The organism is Psychrobacter sp. CX14, assembly GCF_057396205.2.
The window spans coordinates 2,591,610-2,611,462 of the sequence record NZ_CM183187.1; the positions used below are offsets into that span (position 1 = coordinate 2,591,610).

Consider the following 19,853-nt stretch of genomic DNA (forward strand, 5'->3'; position numbering starts at 1 on the left):
CTTGTCGCTGTTCAGCTGCTCTACTATCCTATTAAGTACATTTACAATAAGCCCAAAGCGATAGAGGTTGAATCCGTACTTATCACATGCTTAAGACTGGCAATTTTTTATTAATTCTAAAACCATTATAAAGCCGCTTAGGTTTATATTGAGCTATATTCGTCTTGCCTATTGAACAATGGGAGCTATAGCGATAATCTATTTAAGTATTTGGTTATATTACACTTCATTGTAGACAATATTCATCACAAACAAGGTAATAGCTATGAACCCGCTTACTGGTGCCGAACAAGATTCCAACGCTGAAACAGCCCCTCTACCACTACAAAATGACCTTTTTAAAATCGGCAGTCGCACCTTCTCCTCTCGCCTGCTAGTTGGGACAGGTAAATATAAAGACTTAGCCGAAACCGGTGAAGCCATTGCCGCCTCTGGTGCAGAAATCGTCACTGTTGCGATACGCCGTACCAATATTGGGCAAAATAAAAATGAGCCTAATCTATTAGATGTTATCTCTCCTGAAAAATATACCATTTTACCAAATACAGCAGGCTGTTTTGACGCCGACACAGCCATCCGCACCTGCCAATTGGCACGTGAATTGCTAGACGGCCATAACTTAGTTAAATTAGAAGTGCTTGGCGACCAAGACACCCTTTATCCAAATGTGACTGACACTCTTATTGCTGCTCGCACTTTGATTGACGATGGTTTTCAGGTCATGGTGTATACCTCAGATGATCCGATTATCGCAAAAGAGCTCGCTAGTATGGGCTGTGTTGCTATTATGCCACTGGGCAGCTTAATCGGCTCGGGCTTGGGCTTATTAAACCGTCATACTTTAAGCTTAATTGTTGAAAATGCACGTGGCCAAAACGTACCTGTCTTGGTAGACGCTGGTGTTGGTGCAGCATCTGATGCATCAATTGCCATGGAGCTTGGCTGTGATGGCGTATTAATGAACTCTGCTATTGCTCATGCACAAAACCCTGTTATGATGGCTCATGCAATGAAATATGCAATTTGGGCAGGTCGTGCCTCTTATCTTGCCGGCAGAATGCCGATGCGTAAAATGGCAGTACCCAGCTCACCGCAGACCGGTTACTTTTTTCAGTAGCTTATTATGAATCAGCTAGCAGATACGATTTGCAGAACGTGCGAGACTGGAAATCAGGTATCACGTTTTGCAAACCTACTAGATAATTTTATTGCCTTTAATCAAATGAACCCCGATTAGATGAGTAAAATAGGTCGCAGTTTTTGGATAAAAGCCGCGCCTATTTGCTTTATTTAAAAGAAACCTACCCACGATTTTTATATAAAATATAGGCATTATTAGTAATAAATGTCACATATAACGATTTTTATCGCTAAAATCCGCTATTTGCAATATAAAACTTGTATATTTGACAATGTATCTTTATGACAATCCTCTCACTTTTTGTTAATGATGACTTTAATTTATTTTTACTGACTAGCAAGGGAATGCCATGCGTCTACTATCCATAGTCGATTTACTTTTCTTATTACTAGAGAAAAGAAAACAGCCCATGCACGTTGGCGGCTTGTTTTTATTTGAGTTGCCTGAAGATGCGAGCGAAGACTTTGTACAATCACTGGTACAACAAATGCAAAGCTCTAAGGTATCGCCAACCTTTCCTTTTAACCAAGTGCTGTATAATCTGAGCTATTGGAAGGAGGATGAAGAGTTTGAGGTTGAGCACCATCTTCATCATGTGGCCCTACCGAAGCCTGCACGTGTACGCGAGCTATTGTCTTATATATCTAAAGAGCATGGACGCCTTTTAGATAGAGCCCGCCCATTGTGGGAATGCCATATTATTGAAGGTATTGAGCCTGAGTCTGCGGGTCGACCTAAGCGCTTCGGTATGTATTTTAAAATCCATCACTCTTTGGTCGATGGTATTGCCGCCATGCGTTTGGTGCAAAAGAGTCTGTCACAATCGCCTAACGAGAGCTTATCATTACCGCTATGGGCAATGATGATGCGTCATCGTCATCAGATTGAGACCATTATCCCCAAAGAGCGTGCCATGCGTCATATCGTCAGTGAACAGGTGCAAACCGCCAAACCAGTAGTAACGGAGTTGATACGCACCTTAGGACAAGGCAAAGATTCGCACTTCGTCAAAACCACGCAAGCGCCGCACAGCATCCTTAATCAGCGCATCTCAAGCTCACGCCGCTTTGTTGCTGAATCATTTGATATTGAGCGCTTTAAACGGATAGCCAATCACTTAAATGTCAGCATCAATGATGTGGTATTGGCAATTTGCTCAGGCTCATTGCGTGAATATCTATTGTCGATAGATAAGCTGCCTAAAGAGCCGCTTATTGCGTGGGTCCCTTATTCTATGCGTAAGGATGAAACAGCAGCGGGCAATCAGTTTGCCTTTATCCTGTGTAATTTAGGCACACATATTGACAACCCTCTAAAGCGTTTGAACCTGATTCATTTGAGTATGAATAATGGCAAGCAGCGTTTTGGGCGTATGAGTCAAGCTGAGGTTATTAATTATAGCCTAGTGGCCTATAGTTGGGAATTTGCCAACGTTTTAACCAGTGCTTTTCCTAAAAAGCAGGCGTTTAACTTAATCATCTCTAACGTTCCAGGCTCACAAAAACCACTTTACTGGAATGGCGCGAAGCTAAAAGCGTTGTATCCTGCGTCCATTTTGTTTAACGGTCAGGCATTGAATATCACGCTAGCCAGTTATCTGGACTGCATTGAGTTTGGTATTGTGGCCTGTAGTAAAACGCTGCCAAAGATTCAAAACATACTGAAGTTACTAGAGTCTGAATTATCAAAGCTTGAGACAATCTGTACCGAGCGTGAACTGGGTATTCGTGAATAATGCTTAGGTAAATTATTTTGATAAAGTATAGCGCCAGTTAACATAACGCCTCTTGTCAGCTGATGAGAATAGACTCACAATAGTCCGCATTTAGCTTGTGTCATTAAGGAACAAGCCGTGAGGAAAAATATGCGTTTATTAACTTTAGTCGAGCAGCTTCTAATGCTACTCGAAAAACAAAAACAGCCCATGCACGTTGGTGGGCTGTTTTTGTTTGAGTTGCCAGAAGAGGCATCCCCAAATTTTGTTGCCAATTTAGTACAGCAAATGCAGACCAGTCAGGTCAAGCCCACCTCGCCTTTTAATCAGGTGCTACACAATCATACGTTGTGGAAAACGGTTGATACCTTCGATGTCTATCAGCATCTGCATCATGTCGTATTAGGTACCTCTGATGCCGGCGATGATGTCTTAAGCTATGTCTCTAAAGTACATGCCACAGCCCTCGATAAATCACGCCCTTTATGGGAATGTCATATCATAGAAGGGGTGCCGCCTGCCTCTGCCAATGGGCCTGCTCGCTTTGCTTTGTACTTTAAAATCCATCATGCCTTAGTTGATGGGGTAGCTGCTATGCGTTTGGTAGAACGATCACTATCAACGTCGCCAACAGAAGTGATGCAGCTGCCACTGTGGGCACTATTAAGACGCAATCAGGACCACTTACAAACCGTGATTCCTAAAAAACGCTCTCCTATCACTATCGCTAAAGAACAAGCCAGCTCTATCGGCACTGTGTTCTCAGAGCTTAAAGACAGCTTTTCGCTACGCAATACCGTCACTCATGTAAAAAGCACACAAGCGCCGCGCTCTATATTAAATCAGCGTATCTCACAGCAGCGGCAACTAATGACACAGTCGTATCAACGTAGCCGCTTCAATCAAATTGCTAAGCATCTGAATGTTAGTAGCAATGACGTGGTTCTTGTTGTTTGTGCAACAGCGCTGCGTCGATATTTACTGTCTTTATATCAATTGCCTATTGAGCCATTAATCGGCTTTGTGCCTATCTCATTGCGCACCGATAACAGCGCCACTGGCAATCAGGCCTCACTGGTGCTGTGTAATCTGGCGACTCACGTTACTGACCCAATTGAGCGGCTACAAATTATTCATGAGAGTATGACTAAGAATAAAGCACGATTTGGGCGTATGAATCAGGTAGAAGTAATTAACTATAGTGCGGTAGCTTATGCTTGGGAGGGCGTGAACTTATTGACCAATGCCTATCCTAAAAAGCAGGCCTTTAACCTACTTCTCTCTAATGTTCCCGGTCCTAAGCAGACTTTATATTGGAATGGTGCTAAGCTCAGCTCTTTGTATCCGGCTTCGATTATCTTTGATGGACAAGCGCTTAATATTACTCTGGTGAGTTATTTAGATCATATGGACTTTGGTATTGTCGCTTGTACTAAACATCTACCAAATATCGATAAACTGCCATCACTCATTGAGGATGCATTAATTGAATATGAGCAGCTGTGTCAATCATAAGTCATAGACTCTACTATGTTAATCACAACTGCTACTTTATCGCTTAATGCACGGTAGCAGTTGTGATTTATGACTTAAACATCTTTTGCATCCACCACATACCGTAATAGACCACAGCATAATTAATCACAAAACCAATCGCACCGCTAATAATCAAGATGGGTAACATACCATTGTCCATAAGCGTCTGTAACGTGACTTCTCCATTGGATATATTATCGATTGAGAAAATCATGAGTAGCGATGTCACGATAAAGGTAAACGTCGCAACCAACATGCCCAGTCGACTACATTCCATTTGCTCTAGTAGGCGATGCTCTAACCTTTTAAAGATGACAATCATTGCGATATTTAAGAAAATTATCACAAATGCTGACAGCAGCAGGCCACCAAACGGGAAATGTATTTGCTCTAGCAGCGCTGGTAGAAACACATATGCTAGGGTAAAAGGGATGGCATAGCGCAGTAAGTAGCGAAAGCTTTTGGTATGCGCTGTCATTTTTAAACGGGTGGGATCAGGCTGGTTTTGTTCGGGGGTACTTAATAAGTTCTCTTCTAGCGTCTTCATTTGTTTTCTCATGTCATTACGGTGTTAGCACCAAACTATCTAAACATAAATTGCTGTTTATTGCGCTAACTAAATCATTACGCTAAATAAAAAGAGGTGAGTCAAAAAACTCACCTCTTTTTTGTATCATCACATTAACTGATTTAACTAGAGACTTTTTCAGCCTTAAAGCCAAGCGACTTAACTGTCTCTTCTTTATCATAAGGCGCTAATACCGCTTTGGTACATGGCTTGTCTTTAAGGTAAGTTGCTGCCACACGGTGTAAGTCTTCTAGCGTTACTGCTAGAATATTACCGCGCATTTTTTGCTGCCATGCCTCACCGCGCAAATGCAGATCTGCAAAGCAAGATTTCACCGCTTCGCCCGCAGGTGAGCCAGGTTTGTCCATGCTTGAGACGATACCTAAAATGGCTTCTTCTAGCTGCTCAGGCTGCTGCGCTTCATTTAATAACCAGTCAACGCTTTTGGCAAAATGATCAAAGGTTTCTGCACAGTGCGGATCGCGGTAGCTGAAGAATTTAAACGCACACGCATTGGCATCATAGCCTGCGCCGCCACCATAAGCACCGCCACGCTCACGAATGGCGCTATGTAAATAGCCATTACGTAAGTATGGAGCCAATACCATCAGTGGGGCGCAGTCTGGATGATCTGCCGTAACCGCAGGGAATACAGCGGCATTGTGATACACATTAGTCGCCACTAACCATGCCAGATCTTCAGCTTGACGGTCTATTACTTGAATCAACTTATCGCTATCCACTGCTTTGTTGCTTGGCGATGTAAGTGTTAACTGAAGAGAGCTATATTCTTCTGGAATGCTAGCCATTAGCGCCTGCTTATCTTGCGCCACCTTACCAGTATACAGCGAGTCCTGCCAGCTTTGCTCAATCAAAGCTTTAAAGTGTTCAGTTTGCTCTGGTTCACACACCAATAATGCCTCTTTTGGTAGACTGACCAAGCGCTTATGCAGAACCATCAATGCGGTAGCCAATTCATCCCACTTGCTGCTGTCTTCTGCAGCATTATCTAAGAAAGTCTTTAAAGCATTTAGTGCAGGCAGACCGCTGCGAACATACTCAAGCTCAGCTTGACGACTCATACCACGGCTTGCTGTTTGCATTGCATAGGCATGCCCTGCACTGGCCAGACGAGACTGCCAACCAGAACGTTTTTGCTGCAACAGCTCTTTAATGCGGTCATGCTCAGTAAAGACGCTGTGCTCTAAGACTTGCTTCACCAGATTGATGGCTTCTGGCTTACGGTTTAGCGCACGGGTTGCCACCACAAAATAGCTGGTCAAGGTATCGGCATCATAAGTGCTGGTACGCTGACTCACACGGGCTGTCACACCTGAAGAATGGGCAGCTTGCACTGCCTGAAACTCACGTGCCGAATGGGTATCAGTACCAAGCTCTGATAACAAACCTAGGTATAACGGCAACAGCGGATGATTGATAATGTCATCTTGTCCGGCTAACGGCATAATTAGCTGATAATAATACAGACCGTTTGTGCCCGCTTCATATTGATGCAAGGTGCTGCTTTGACCGGCAAGAGTAATATCCACCTCTTTGCCATGAATAAGGCTGACCGATTCAGGTACGTCCTCAAGACCGACCTTAGGCAGTAAACTTAAATCATCTGGTGCAGCTTGACGGGCGGCCAAATCGAGTGCTTGCTGCTTTAATATGCTCTTATCGTCTTCGGTTAAGTTTGACTCAATGGTATCAAGACGAACCTGCTCCGCTGCTGCAAGCTTGGCCGACTTAGTATCATCAGGAATCAAAGTCACACGCACACGATGCGGATTATCAAGCAGATGCTGCTTTAATAAACCGGGCAACCAACTTGGGTCTTTAACTTGTTCACGCAGCCACTGTAGATGTTCATCCACCTCCCACACATCAATCGGATTGCCATCATGAATGGCGGTGCTAAAGCCCTCTAGCATAAGATTTAGACCATAAGGGATACTGTCACCGCCAATATGACGCTGATCAATCTCGATTTGATGCAAGATAGTCTCAATGGCTTCTGGATCAATCTCGCTATTGGCTACCTCTTCAAGTAGTTCTAGAATACCGGCTTCGATAGCATCCGCATGCTCTTCTTCTGAACCACGAACGCCGGTATAAAATACCATCTCATAGTGACTGTCATCGAGACCTAATAACGGGCTCGGACCGGTCGCTAACGGATGGCTATCTAGATAGGATCGTAGCGGTGAGCCGGCATGCTCAATTAACACACCCTCTAACAAACGCAGCGCCAAACGTTGTTTTGGATTGGTAATCGCAGGCAATAACCATGCCATCACATGATGGGTTTGTGCTTTATCAATCTCATCAATGGTATAGGTATCGGTCACTTGAATCGGCGCCGTTAAACGCTGCTCTGCACGCGATTCATGCTTTTTGCCCATTTCAAACTGAGTCAATGCGTCGTCATGGATTTTGCTTTGGGTGTCACTAACTGGAATATTACCGAAGCTCATAATCACACTGTTTGATGGGTGATAATGGCTCTTATGGAACTCAACCAATTCTGCATGGGTTAAGTCCGGAATATCAGCAGGATCACCGCCAGAGTTATAATGATAGGTCGTGGTCGGGAATAAGTTATGCGCAACCGTATGATATAGCTGATCAATCTCGCCACTCATCGCACCTTTCATCTCGTTAAACACGATACCTTTAAACTGCGGCTTGTCGTTCTCATCAAGCTCGATGCGAATGCCTTCTTGAGCAAAATCAAGCGGATGCAAATTAGGGAAAAATGAGGCGTCCAAATAGATTGACAATAGATTAAAGTAGTCGTTCTCATTTTGAGTAGCGAACGGATAAGCGGTCCAATCTGCCGCAGTCATCGCATTCATAAAGGTGTTTAAAGAGCGTTTGATCATCGAAAAAAACGGGTCACGCACTGGATATTTGGCCGAGCCACATAGCGCAGTATGCTCTAAGATATGTGCCTCACCTTTTGAATCCATTGGCTGTGTTCTAAAGCCAACCAAAAAGGCATTTTCATCACTTGGGTGCGCCAAATGATAATGCATAGCGCCGGTTTGCTTATGTTTAGAAATTAGCACATCCAAAGACAACGCCTCAATCTTGCGATGTTCAATCAGCTCAAAGCTTGGATGTAAGGTGAGATTGGGTGTAAAGGTAGAAGCATTTTCTTTTTGCATAAATTGACTCTTTTTATTTGATATATGAGTGTTAAAAGACCTAAGGTCTTATTATCGATAGCTGTTTGTATATTGGTAATTATGTCTGTGTCATGACGCTGTTTGTATCTGACTTTTATATTGTCACCATTATCGCTATGGTGAATCGTCCTACTATCATTAACACGACTGATTTAGACAGACAGTTCACTGACGCTTAAATTTCGCGGATGGTATAGCGTGGCTTTAGGCTGGCTTGCGAAGAGGGTTACCCATAACATTCAGTGGGTTATCGATAACCGTGCATCATAAATAGACACCGGCCCATTTAGGCCGACCCTATCAAAATGCGAACCGCTTAGAATAACTCATTTAGCCTATAAAGGCTATATAAAGCGGATATCTAGGTTATCTATAGGTTACTTAATGGAGCCACCGATTATTTTTTAAAGGTATCTTCTTTAAAGAGCGACTTTTAAACTTTTTTATCCTAAAACACATTTTTAATCTGACTGACAGCGTTCATTATTATCGATAAAGCCTCTATTTTATTAGGGCGTGTGGAACATTCGACCATGGCACTGGCGGCGACTATTTTTTAGTCAATATGCAGTGAAATTTTTGACGCTTAGTCATTCTAAGTTAGACAATTTCGCAATATATTGGCAAAAAAGAGTCCCGCCCCTGAGAACGGATTAAGCAAAGCACTGCTTTGCCCGTTCGCAAGGCGAGAGCTGTGCTCGAGTGAGGCTGATGCTAAAATCGCCCCAGACGTTGTTGCAAACCTAGTCAAGGTCTAGATATTAACGACGGTTTACGCCTAGTCTGAAACAATTTTAGCTATCAGCAGTGCTAATTTGCGAATGTTCCACACGCCCTAAGCTAATCTGCCTTTTTTGTGAAACATAATGTAAACCAATCAGTCACTGTATTGATGCCGCCAAGCTTTTATTATGGCCTAATATTTTGTTGTGTCTATTTTATGACACGCAAACCCTTACAAATAAAGCATTTTAACAGTTACCCCCACTATCTGTGGATAAGTCTGTGGATAACCGCAAGCTTGACATCAAATAGCTTACGGTAGATAAGGCTTTTCCTTAAATTGCTTGTTTTTTGTACAATTAATAATTTAAATAAAATCAATAACTTATAAGCCAACATTTATCCATTTAACTTTTTTATCGTTTTTATCAAAGGTTAAGTTTAACGCTCATATGTTCCACAGCAGAGCAAACAGGGGTTGCGTTTTAAAGTAATTTTATGTCTATCTAACGGATTAACCTCTAAAATTCTAATCGCTAAAATCCCCAAAAGTTAGTCTATTTCCAGTATCATATCACCACCAAATTTATGGCCCATTATTATTAAAAAATCATTAACGATAATGAGGAAACCATAAGTCACTCACCCCCCTACTTTCTTCAATCAAATGGATACAATATGTACGATGTGATGGCCTTAGGCAATGCGCTAGTCGACCACGAATATTTATTAAATGAAGAGCAGCTTAGCAAGACCGGTTTGACCAAAGGCAGCATGAATTTAGCCAGCCTAGAGGAACAAACTGAGTTATTAAATACCTTTAAATCACAGAAAATTAGCCCTTCTAAACGCTCAGGCGGCGGCTCTGCAGCCAATGCCCTATTTGCCTTTACTTGCTTAGGCGGTAAGTCGTTCCATTGTTGCCGTGTGGGTAATGATGAGGCCGGTCAATTCTATTTAAATGATTTAAAAAAAGCCGGTGTGGCTACCTCAGATATCTCGGTTGCTGATCACGGTGTCACTGGCACTTGCGTCGTGGTTATCACCCCAGACGGTGAGCGCACTATGCAGACTTACTTGGGCGTATCTAGTGAAATTAATGATGCCAACGTTGATTTTGAATCATTAAGCCATAGCAACTGGCTGTATGTTGAAGGTTATCTGGCGATGTCGGAGAAGCTACTGTCTGCTGTGACTGCTCTACGTCAGCAAGCAGCAGAAAACGATACAAAAATCGTAGTAAGCTTTGCCGATCCTGCCGTGGTTAACTTTGCCAAAGAGGGATTACTTGAGATATTAGGTGATGGCGTAGCGACTATTTTCTGCAACGTAGAAGAAGCGCAATTATTCACGGGTGAAAGCACAATTACTGATGCGGCCAAAGCATTAACCAAATATTGTGAGCTTGCGGTGGTGACCAATGGTCCACAAGACACGGTTATTTGTGAGCGCGCTGAAGATGGCACATTAGCCATTACCACAGTTGGCACACCAAGTGTTGATAAGGTAGTCGATACTAATGGTGCTGGCGATAACTATTCTGGTACATTCTTATATGCGTTATCAAAAGGCTTGCCCTTAGAGCAATGCGGTGTGCTTGCCAGTCACGTTGCCAGCCGCGTTGTTCAGCAATTTGGTCCTCGTTTGCCAGTTGATGCGTATCAAGAGATTGCCAATCAAGTATTAGAAAGCTAATAGCCTCTAAGACTTTTTTCGCTATAATGTTTTTTACATTAAAAAGCCCATGCTAATTAGTATGGGCTTCTCTTTGCTGACTATAAAAAAAAGAGTAGTTATTAGCTTAAAAATTTACGCTTTTGCTAACGCCTGCTTTAAGTCGGCTTTGATATCGTCAATATGCTCGATACCGATTGATAAACGAACCATATCATCGCTTACGCCAGCCTTAGCCAGCTCTTCTTCATTTAACTGACGATGCGTGGTGGTCGCAGGATGGCTGGCCAGTGATTTTGCATCACCAATATTTACCAGACGCGTGATTAGGTTTAGCGCATCGATAAATCGTGCGCCTGCTTCACGCCCGCCTTTAACACCAAAGGTCAAAATAGACGACGGAGTCCCTTTCATATATTTTTGTGCAAGTGCGTGGTCCGGATGATCAGACAAGCCCGCATATTTTACCCAAGCTACTTTATCATGGCTCTTCAAATACTCAGCGACGGCTTGCGCATTCTCAACATGACGCTCCATACGCAGGCCTAATGTCTGAATACCTTGCAAAATACTAAATGCATTGAGCGGGCTTAACGCCGCACCCGTATTACGTAGCGGAGCCACACGAGCTCGCGCGATATAAGCAGCAGCGCCCACATCTTTTACAAAATTTACGCCATGATAGCTGATATCGGGCTCGTTTAGTAATGGGAAACGCTCAGGATAATCGCCCCAGTTAAACTTGCCACTATCAACAATCGCACCACCGATTGACGTACCCGTACCGCTCATATACTTGGTCAACGAATGAACCACGATATCGGCACCATGCTCAAACGGGCGGCATAATGCTGGTGTCGCTACCGTGTTATCAATCACAACCGGCACCCCATATTCGTGTGCAATATCGGCAACGGTTTGGATATCAATAATATTTCCCAGTGGATTACCGATACTCTCCGCAAACACCATCTTAGTCTTATCATCGACCAAATCTCGGATGGCTTCTGGATTTTGATAATCGAAGAAACGTACTTCGATACCTTGACGCGGTAACGTGTGTGCAAAGAAATTATAGGTACCGCCATAAAGGGTCGATACGGCAACGATGTTATCGCCCGCTTCACAAATGGTCTGTACCGCATAGGTGATAGCTGCCATACCTGATGCCACCGCTAATGCCCCAATACCACCCTCTAAAGCTGCAACGCGCTCTTCAAGTACGGCATTGGTTGGGTTCATAATTCGGGTGTAGATATTGCCTTCAACTTTTAAGTCAAATAAATCTGCACCATGCTGGGTATCATCAAAGGCATACGAGCTGGTGTGATAAATTGGCACAGCAACCGCTTTGGTCGTTGGCTCTACTGTATAGCCGGCATGGATTGATAGAGTTTCTAGACGGTGATTATTATTGTTATTTTCTGGGCTATCTAAAGGGTCATTATGACTCATAGTGTATCCTTAGCTTATTGATAAATGAGAGTGAACCGTAATATGGGGTTAATATTTAGGCACGTTATCGTGCTCTTGAGCAACAGCGCATTTATGATTTAACGTAAGTCATAAAAAAAGCTGAACCATCTAATGATAGTTCAGCTGTTCTATAAAGTCTATTTTTACAATCTAACTTTATTTTTGGTACCTAACGTATTTATAACCTATTTGTAATAAGCATTTTCAGTACGCGTATGGTCAGTATCATCCACAACCTGAGTCAGTTCAGGAATTTGCTGTTTTAGCTGAACTTCTACGCCTTGACGTAAAGTCATATCAACTGCCGAACAGCCCTGACAACCACCACCGAATTTTAGTACTGCCGTTAGGCCAACGCCTTCTTCTTCAATTAGCTCAAGCAACTGTACGTCACCGCCATGGGCAGCAAGACTTGGATTAATCTCTGACTGTAAAACGTAGTTGATACGCTCTTCAACGCTGGCATCCGCGCCAACTTTAGGCACTTTTGAGTTCGGTGCGCGGAAAGTTAACTGACCACCAAAACGATCTTTATTATAGTCGATAACCGCATCTTCTAAATAAGGCACCGATGAGGCCTCAATATAAGCTGTGAAGTCTTCAAACGGCATCTGTAAATCAGCTTCATCTTCTTCACCTGGCTGGTTATAAGCCATACAGCATTCAGCACGCGGTGTACCTGGATGTTCAACAAAAATACGCACACCAATACCTGGCGTTTCTTGTTTTGCCAATAATTCAGCTAGATAACCTTGCGCAGATTCTGTAATAGTAATATTGCTTTTGATATCCGTTTGATCGATATCAAGGGCAGAAGTTTGAGCGGTATCAGTCATAGCATGACCTCTTTTATTATGAGAATTTAATGGGCTTAAAACCGGTATGTATCCGTCAATATTTATTGTCAAAATAATAACATGTCAGCCGAATAAAGCAGAGTCTGAGTTTTAAACCTTGATACCCCCATTATGGTGTTGATAATAAATTAATCAAGCCAAATAATGAGAAAAGATACGCAATCACGCCACTCTGCTACTTATCTTTAAGCTTAATATCACAATATGTAATATAATACTTAGTCTTTAAAATATAATGTCTTTTCCCTGCACCATCCCCTATGCAAAAGTCGATAACGCTTCCTGCGCTCGCTTTTGTGCAGCAATCTTGCTTAGATTCAGAGTTTATTATCATGAGCTTATTTAGTGCGGTCATTTCTATTTTTTTATTAATAGCGTTAAGTGCTGTCGTCTCAAGCTCCGAGCTTGCGCTTGCCTCTGCCCGTAAAATTAAATTACAAATTTTGGCCAAAGAAGGCGAAGTACGTGCACTTGATGTCCTCAATATGCAGCAAAATCCGGGCAGCTTTATCACTGTGGTACAGGTCGCCTTAAATGCAGTGGCTATTTTGGCCGGTGTCATTGGTGAGTCTGCTATTAGCCCCTATCTGTATGCGATTATCGGTAACGAGGCTTTGTCGTCTGTCCTGTCGTTTATTATCGTCACCAGCGTCTTTGTATTATTCGCCGACTTGATGCCCAAACGTTTTGCCATGACCTATGCCGAGCCCATTGCCATTCGTATGGTTCGCCCAATGATGATGCTTATCTTCATATTTAAGCCGCTAATTTGGGTGTTCGATGGTGCTGCTGACTTGCTATTTAAACTGCTGGGTATCTCAACCGTACGTAGCGATGATATGACCTCAGAGGATATCTATGCGGTGATGGATGCGGGTGCTGAAGCCGGTGTATTAAAGCAGCAAGAACATCATTTGATTGCCAATATCTTTGAGATGCAAGAGCGCACGGTCACCTCGGTAATGACCACGCGAGAATATATCTTGTACTTTGACTCTAATGAAAGTCACGACACCATCGTTGAAACCATGATTCGGGAGCCGCATCATAAGTTTTTGGTCTGTCTTGAGGATGATTTAGAGCAAACCATCGGGTATGTCGAATCACGTGCCTTTTTGGCGATGGTTTTGCAAAAAGAAGAAGTGCGCTTAACCGACTCTAGTATCTTACGCACTGTGCTGTTTATTCCAGATACGCTGACCCTATTTGATGTATTAGAGACCTTTAAAACTACCGGTTCAGACTTTGCAGTTATCGTCAATGAATATGCTTTAGTGGTCGGTGTAATCACCCTAAAAGATGTGATGAGTATCGTGATGGGAGAACTTGTCACCATTGATGAGCAGCCCATTGTACAACGTACCGAAAACTCATGGCTTGTCGATGGTATGACCCCAATTGAAGACGTTATTCGCACTTTGGAGATTATAAACTTGCCAAACTCTGAAAATTATGAAACCATAAGTGGGTTCATGATGTATATGCTACGCAAAATTCCTAAAAAAACCGATGTTATCGAACATGCCGGTTTTAAATTTGAAATCCTAGATACTGAGAATTTAAAAATTAATCAGTTACTGGTAACAAGACTCGAAGAAGAAGTCTAAGCTTAATTACTAAGCATTTGATTTATGAGTATTTAGCCTATATATTTACTCCATAAGCAATACAGACAATATTCTTATAGATAGAACGACTCAGCAACATCCTGCTAAGCTTTTATAATCATCCTGATTAGCCTGGCTTAGCTTTATGTAAAACTCTAAAACGTCTTCTCGACGACGTAATCTTTAAACAGTCACTCACATACCAAAACAAAAGTGTCGCCTTTTATGGCGAGAATCAGTCCTGCACCGCTTCAGCCTATATCGCTCTAGCGCAGGCTTTACCCCACTTTTGCATTTAGCTTTTGGTATGCCTATTTTTATGGTGCATTGTTATGTCTAGAAATGTATTTGCAACGCGTACACAACAGCTGCCTTTGGCCTCTTTTTGGGCATCTATTGATGCAAAGCAACGCACAATGATTGTAGGTGTTATGTTTGCTATTGCGTCTAACGTATTATTCGCCATCTTATATTTTTATAGTAATTTATTGCAGCCGCTAACCGGTACGCAGGTGTTTATCTGGCGTATGTTGACCATGTGGATTGCACTGGTTAGTTTTGTGCTTATCAGAGGTCGCCTTAGTTATCATCTAAATGTTCTAAAGCAGTTAAATACGCCTAAGCAGTTAGCTTGGCTGCTGCTACCTACCCCGATATTTTTTAGCCAATTATGGCTGTTTATGTGGGCGCCGGTTAATGGCCAAGGGGTGCAAGTGGCGATGGGCTATTTCCTATTCCCGCTGATGATGGTGCTGTTCGGCTTCGTGTTTTTTAAAGAGCGCTTAAGTAAATTGCAGTGGGCAGCGGTCGGCTTTGCCATGGTCGGTATCGCGATGGAGATGATGCGCACCCAAAGTATCTCATGGGCAACGCTATGGGTGTGCGGCACTTATCCTATTTATTATATTATGCGCCGATTACAAGGCATTACTGCAATGACTGGGATGCTCGTTGATTTGACCTTGTTTTTGCCTATTGCCATCGGCTACCTTATTTTTGTGGCGCCAAGTAATTTAACCTTAATTGCAGGTTCTGGCGTTATGATGCTATTGGTCGCAAGCCTTGGTGTCTTAAGTATATTGGCTCTAAAGACCAATCTAGATGCCAGTCAAATGCTACCCGTAAACGTCTTTGGCATGATGAGCTATCTTGAGCCGATATTATTATTCTTCTTAGCCATCACGCTACTAGGCGATAGCTTTGAGATGGGCATGCTCTATAGCTACGGCCTGATTTGGGTAGGTATTATGTTTTTAATGGCGCATGCGGTGCGTCAACTGCGTGCTAATAGAAGAAATACCAAACCTTGGCTTAAAGGCGCGCGCGTTAACTAAAACTTTAATGCTACGTAGAGCATACCTAAAATGACACAATCGTATTGAATTTAAGCAAGGCAGTTACTAGACTAAACTGTCTTGCTTTTTTTATGGCGCTATCCTTATTTTGTACCGACATGCTGGTATGAAACGTTATGGTTAATAGCCAATACGCCTTAAAAAAAGCAACCTTCACTATAAGAATAAAACAAACCTATATTCACTTAAATTAAAATAGCGGAGTTGATTATGAAATTATATATTTTACCAGGTGCTTGCTCATTTGTTCCTCACACAGCGCTTGAGTGGGCAGGTGCGGATTATGAATTAGAGATTATGGATCGTGACTCTCTCAAGTCTGATGAATATCTACGTATCAATCCGCAAGGTAGTGTGCCAGCTGTAGTAGAAGGCGATACCGTCGTTACCCAAAACGTTGCAGTACAGACCTATATTGACGCGCGCTATCCTGAAGCACATATCTTCGGTAATACCGACACGCCAGCGGCAAAAGCAGAGATTATCCATTGGTTGGCTTTCTTAAATGCAGACGTGCATAAAGGCTTTGCACCACTGTTTGGTCCAGATAACTTTGTGAGTGATAGCAGTGCGCAACAGGAGATGACGACTAAAGCTAAGCAAAAACTTGTCAAAATGCTAGGTATTGCAAACGAGCAATTAGGCAAACAAGATTATCTAACCGGCACTAAGAGTACTGCTGATTTATATCTGTATGTCATCCTGCGCTGGTCGAAAAACTTTGAGTTAGACCTATCAGACTACGTCAACTTTAATCCATTTATCAGCCGTATAGAGTCTGATGAGAGCGTAACTGAAGTCTTACGTCAAGAAGACTTAGAAAAAATCGGCTCTCTATAAACCATACCGCTGAATAATCAAAAAGCTTTGGCTTAGAAACCTGAAATCTAAAAAGAGCCTCTTCTAGATGCTAGAATAGGCTCTTTTATTATGCTTAAAGAGTCACAAAAGCCTAATATTAACCGCATTTATACGTTTGCATACTTATTATTTATTGTCATCTACCCTCTAGCTGTGTCAGTATGTGAGGTTATTATTCGCCAGCTTTTGTTTTGAAGTGACAAATATATCTGCATAAATAATTATTAAATAAAGGTCTATCAACATTTATTTAATTCGAGCACTTTAAAACTGTTAGTGATAAAAATACATTAAATAAGGTCATCTTTACCTTTGAAGATGACCATTGCAGGAGCCGATATAATGAGTGTGTTACCCGAACGTAGCCCTATTGAATCAGACACCGATTATGACACCGACACTCAAAATGAGCATCCAGCGCCTTCCGCTGACCGCCGTTATAAATACCTTGTGTTTATTGGTCGTTTTCAGCCGTTTCATCTAGGGCATAAAGCCGTTGTCGATGAGGCGTTAAAACGCGCAGACAATGTGATTATGCTCATTGGTTCGGCTAACCTGCCACGCAGTTTACGTAATCCATTTAGCGTTGAAGAACGTGCGCAAATGATTCGAGGGGCTTATTCAGAAGAAGATGCTGCCCGTATCCACTGTGTCGGTCTTGATGACGCGCTTTATAATGACACGCGCTGGCTACAATGCGTACAGCAATCTGTGCGCTCAGTAACGCATGATTTAAATGCCGATATCGCGCTTATTGGTCACTCTAAAGACAGCTCGTCATACTATCTATCTTTATTCCCAAATTGGCAGTCTATCTCTGTCCCCAACTATAAGAGCCTTTCTGCGACGCCAATCCGTGAAGGTTATCTGATGGGTGCTACCCCAACAGGTGAGCGCACGCCTGCCTCCACCCGTGAAGTGTTAGAGCAGTTTAAACAAACTGATGACTATACCCAACTGCATGAAGAAGCATGGTTTGTTGATAACTATAAGAAGCAGTGGCAAGACACGCCTTATCCGCCAACCTTTATGACCGCAGATGCAGTGGTGGTTCAATCAGGTCATATCTTATTGGTAGAGCGCCGCAGTATGCCAGGTCGTGGACTTTGGGCATTACCGGGCGGCTTTGTCGATCAAAAAGAAACCTTATTTGATGCCTGTATTCGAGAGCTTCGAGAAGAGACCCGCCTAAAAGTACCAGAGCCTGTATTACGTGGTTCACGCCATTCACAACATACCTTTGATGACCCATACCGCTCAGCACGGGGTCGTACCATTACTCAAGCCTTTTATTTCCAGTTAAAGAATGATGCCAATGGCCTGCCCAAGGTAAAAGGTGGCGACGATGCGGCCAAAGCATTTTGGCTGCCGCTAGCTGAGCTTGATCCAAAAAGAATGTTTGAAGATCACTACGCCATTATCACCAAAATGGTCGGCTTATAATTATTAATTTTTAGCCCGAGCTGATAGACAGCAAGGGCTTTTTAGCCCCGCTTGGTCCTACCAGACAAGAGAGGCTTATGAAACTACCTTTAGGCTATCAATGCGATGCCTAACAGGGGTTCATTCCACCAAAGCAGAGGAGTTCTGTGATGTACACTGGTAACTTTAACAACTTAATCTTAAATTCTGACAGCTATAAAACCTCACACTGGTTGCAATATCCGCCAGGTAGTGAGTATATGTCAAGCTATGTCGAGGCCCGTAAGGGTGACTATGATGTGGTCTTTTTTGGCCTGCAAGCCTTTATCAAAGACTATCTAAAAGACCCGATTACCTTTGCTCATATCGATGAAGCCGAAGCGGTCATCAAAGCACACGGATTACCCTTTAACCGTGCCGGCTGGGAGCGTTTGGTCGAAAAACACGGCGGCTACTTGCCGATTCGTATTCAAGCCGTTCCTGAAGGCAGTATCGTACCGGTATCCAATGTGGTTTGTCAGATTATCAATACTGATCCTGAGTTTTACTGGCTACCAAGCTATCTAGAGACCTCATTGCTACGAGCAATTTGGTACCCCTCTACGGTGGCGAGCCTATCTTACTACTGCAAAAATGTGATTAAAGCGGCTTTAGAGAAGTCAGCAGACAGTAGCGCGGGCTTGCCCTTTAAGCTGCATGACTTTGGCGCACGAGGTGCTTCTAGTATGGAAACCGTTGCTCTAGGAAGCTTGGCGCATTTGGTCAACTTCTCAGGCACAGATAGCATGAGTGCTCTGGTCGCTGCAAGCCGCTGGTATGGTATGGATAAAGAGATGCCTGCCTTCTCAATCCCAGCTGCTGAGCACAGCACCATGACCGCATGGGGCCGTGACCATGAGAAAGAAGCCTTTGCTAATATACTAGAGCAATTTGGCGGTAAAGGTCAAACCGTTGCAGTCGTCTCTGACAGCTATGACTTGTGGAACGCCATCGATAATATCTGGGGTGAAGAGCTCAAAGAGCAGATAGAAACTATGGGCGGTACCTTAGTGATTCGACCTGACAGTGGTGACCCTGCGAAAGTCGTCCGTGAAGCACTAGAACGCCTTGCTGTCAAATTTGGCTATACTGTTAATAGCAAAGGCTATAAAGTATTGCCTGATTATGTGCGCTTAATTCAAGGCGATGGTATCAGTCCGCAAAGCTTAGGCAAGATACTCAACACCATTATGCAAGCTGGCTTTAGCGCCGATAACGTGACTTTTGGTATGGGCGGCGGCTTACTACAGCAAGTCAACCGCGATACTATGAGTTGGGCAATGAAAGCCAGTGCGATTAAGATGAATGGCGAATGGAAAGAGATTTTCAAAGACCCTATCACTAGCCGCTCTAAACGCTCTAAAAAAGGCCGCTTGGCACTTATCGAGAATGAAAAAGGTAAGCTGACCACCATTAAAGAAGATGCGTTAACCGATACGTCAAACAATCTATTACGTGACGTCTTCGTCGACGGCAAGCTGCTAGTAGATGATAGCTTAACGACTATTCGTCAACGTACAGGCTGGTAATTTAAATCATCTTTTTAGCTTATATACGGCTAATCGATAAAAAAGCCTCTGTTATCTTGGATAGCAGAGGCTTTTTATGATCTATATCTTTATAAGGCTTTTATCCGGCCCTAAAGCCAAAAACTCAAGGCAGTAACGTAAGCAGTAATCTACTCTGTTA

Annotated in this window: 13 protein-coding genes; 9 read left to right on the top strand and 4 right to left on the bottom strand. The window is 43.0% G+C overall.

Annotated features, from left to right (window positions below):
- Nucleotides 1–265 precede the first annotated feature (265 nt).
- The 3 genes from AC2SLO_RS10050 to AC2SLO_RS10060 all read left to right on the top strand — a co-directional run bounded on the left by AC2SLO_RS10050 (nucleotide 266) and on the right by AC2SLO_RS10060 (nucleotide 4,370).
- Entirely contained in the window at nucleotides 266–1,117 is an 852-nt protein-coding gene (locus AC2SLO_RS10050; RefSeq protein WP_486543658.1) for a thiazole synthase, read from the top strand.
- A 373-nt stretch (nucleotides 1,118–1,490) separates the two neighbouring features.
- Nucleotides 1,491–2,876: a WS/DGAT/MGAT family O-acyltransferase gene (locus AC2SLO_RS10055; RefSeq protein WP_486543659.1), complete on the top strand. Its 1,386-nt coding sequence runs from the start codon at nucleotides 1,491–1,493 to the stop codon at nucleotides 2,874–2,876.
- A gap of 129 nt (nucleotides 2,877–3,005) precedes the next feature.
- The gene (locus AC2SLO_RS10060) at nucleotides 3,006–4,370 is read left to right on the top strand and encodes a WS/DGAT/MGAT family O-acyltransferase (protein ID WP_486543660.1); all 1,365 of its coding nucleotides are present in this window, start codon (nucleotides 3,006–3,008) and stop codon (nucleotides 4,368–4,370) included.
- Nucleotides 4,371–4,437: 67 nt separating this feature from the next.
- Here AC2SLO_RS10060 and AC2SLO_RS10065 read toward each other — a convergent pair whose 3' ends face one another.
- The gene (locus tag AC2SLO_RS10065) at nucleotides 4,438–4,938 is read right to left on the bottom strand and encodes a hypothetical protein (RefSeq protein WP_486543661.1); all 501 of its coding nucleotides are present in this window, start codon (nucleotides 4,936–4,938) and stop codon (nucleotides 4,438–4,440) included.
- A gap of 143 nt (nucleotides 4,939–5,081) precedes the next feature.
- Nucleotides 5,082–8,129 carry an insulinase family protein gene (locus tag AC2SLO_RS10070; RefSeq protein ID WP_486543662.1) on the bottom strand — a complete coding sequence of 1,016 codons (3,048 nt, stop codon included), beginning with the start codon at nucleotides 8,127–8,129 and terminating at the stop codon, nucleotides 5,082–5,084.
- A 1,422-nt stretch (nucleotides 8,130–9,551) separates the two neighbouring features.
- Between AC2SLO_RS10070 and AC2SLO_RS10075 the strand changes: the two genes are divergently transcribed.
- Entirely contained in the window at nucleotides 9,552–10,568 is a 1,017-nt protein-coding gene (locus tag AC2SLO_RS10075; protein ID WP_486543663.1) for an adenosine kinase, read from the top strand.
- A 114-nt stretch (nucleotides 10,569–10,682) separates the two neighbouring features.
- Here the strand turns inward: AC2SLO_RS10075 and AC2SLO_RS10080 are convergent, their stop codons facing one another.
- Nucleotides 10,683–12,002, bottom strand: coding sequence for an O-acetylhomoserine aminocarboxypropyltransferase/cysteine synthase family protein (locus AC2SLO_RS10080; protein WP_486543664.1), 1,320 nt, complete (start codon nucleotides 12,000–12,002; stop codon nucleotides 10,683–10,685).
- Between the two features lie 206 nt (nucleotides 12,003–12,208).
- Nucleotides 12,209–12,859: a Fe-S biogenesis protein NfuA gene (nfuA, locus tag AC2SLO_RS10085; RefSeq protein WP_486543665.1), complete on the bottom strand. Its 651-nt coding sequence runs from the start codon at nucleotides 12,857–12,859 to the stop codon at nucleotides 12,209–12,211.
- A gap of 353 nt (nucleotides 12,860–13,212) precedes the next feature.
- Here nfuA and paeA point away from each other — a divergent pair, with 353 nt between their 5' ends.
- The 5 genes from paeA to AC2SLO_RS10110 all read left to right on the top strand — a co-directional run bounded on the left by paeA (nucleotide 13,213) and on the right by AC2SLO_RS10110 (nucleotide 19,693).
- Nucleotides 13,213–14,487: a polyamine export protein PaeA gene (paeA, locus tag AC2SLO_RS10090; RefSeq protein ID WP_486543679.1), complete on the top strand. Its 1,275-nt coding sequence runs from the start codon at nucleotides 13,213–13,215 to the stop codon at nucleotides 14,485–14,487.
- 332 nt (nucleotides 14,488–14,819) lie between these two features.
- The gene (gene rarD, locus AC2SLO_RS10095; protein ID WP_486543666.1) at nucleotides 14,820–15,821 is read left to right on the top strand and encodes an EamA family transporter RarD; all 1,002 of its coding nucleotides are present in this window, start codon (nucleotides 14,820–14,822) and stop codon (nucleotides 15,819–15,821) included.
- A gap of 231 nt (nucleotides 15,822–16,052) precedes the next feature.
- Nucleotides 16,053–16,682, top strand: coding sequence for a glutathione S-transferase family protein (locus AC2SLO_RS10100; RefSeq protein WP_486543667.1), 630 nt, complete (start codon nucleotides 16,053–16,055; stop codon nucleotides 16,680–16,682).
- Nucleotides 16,683–17,045: 363 nt separating this feature from the next.
- Entirely contained in the window at nucleotides 17,046–18,146 is a 1,101-nt protein-coding gene (locus tag AC2SLO_RS10105) for a bifunctional nicotinamide-nucleotide adenylyltransferase/Nudix hydroxylase (RefSeq protein ID WP_486543668.1), read from the top strand.
- 149 nt (nucleotides 18,147–18,295) lie between these two features.
- Entirely contained in the window at nucleotides 18,296–19,693 is a 1,398-nt protein-coding gene (locus AC2SLO_RS10110) for a nicotinate phosphoribosyltransferase (RefSeq protein WP_486543669.1), read from the top strand.
- The last annotated feature ends 160 nt before the right edge of the window (nucleotides 19,694–19,853 follow it).

What these genes read in the sequence shown, in the direction of transcription:
- AC2SLO_RS10110 (WP_486543669.1), top strand. Translation starts at nt 18,296, where the DNA reads ATGTACACTGGTAACTTTAACAACTTAATCTTAAATTCTGACAGCTAT.
- AC2SLO_RS10100 (WP_486543667.1), top strand. Translation starts at nt 16,053, where the DNA reads ATGAAATTATATATTTTACCAGGTGCTTGCTCATTTGTTCCTCACACA.
- AC2SLO_RS10050 (WP_486543658.1), top strand. Translation starts at nt 266, where the DNA reads ATGAACCCGCTTACTGGTGCCGAACAAGATTCCAACGCTGAAACAGCC.
- AC2SLO_RS10055 (WP_486543659.1), top strand. Translation starts at nt 1,491, where the DNA reads ATGCGTCTACTATCCATAGTCGATTTACTTTTCTTATTACTAGAGAAA.
- AC2SLO_RS10075 (WP_486543663.1), top strand. Translation starts at nt 9,552, where the DNA reads ATGTACGATGTGATGGCCTTAGGCAATGCGCTAGTCGACCACGAATAT.
- AC2SLO_RS10105 (WP_486543668.1), top strand. Translation starts at nt 17,046, where the DNA reads ATGAGTGTGTTACCCGAACGTAGCCCTATTGAATCAGACACCGATTAT.
- paeA (WP_486543679.1), top strand. Translation starts at nt 13,213, where the DNA reads ATGAGCTTATTTAGTGCGGTCATTTCTATTTTTTTATTAATAGCGTTA.
- AC2SLO_RS10070 (WP_486543662.1), bottom strand. Translation starts at nt 8,129, where the DNA reads ATGCAAAAAGAAAATGCTTCTACCTTTACACCCAATCTCACCTTACAT.
- nfuA (WP_486543665.1), bottom strand. Translation starts at nt 12,859, where the DNA reads ATGACTGATACCGCTCAAACTTCTGCCCTTGATATCGATCAAACGGAT.
- AC2SLO_RS10065 (WP_486543661.1), bottom strand. Translation starts at nt 4,938, where the DNA reads ATGAAGACGCTAGAAGAGAACTTATTAAGTACCCCCGAACAAAACCAG.
- AC2SLO_RS10080 (WP_486543664.1), bottom strand. Translation starts at nt 12,002, where the DNA reads ATGAGTCATAATGACCCTTTAGATAGCCCAGAAAATAACAATAATAAT.
- AC2SLO_RS10060 (WP_486543660.1), top strand. Translation starts at nt 3,006, where the DNA reads ATGCGTTTATTAACTTTAGTCGAGCAGCTTCTAATGCTACTCGAAAAA.
- rarD (WP_486543666.1), top strand. Translation starts at nt 14,820, where the DNA reads ATGTCTAGAAATGTATTTGCAACGCGTACACAACAGCTGCCTTTGGCC.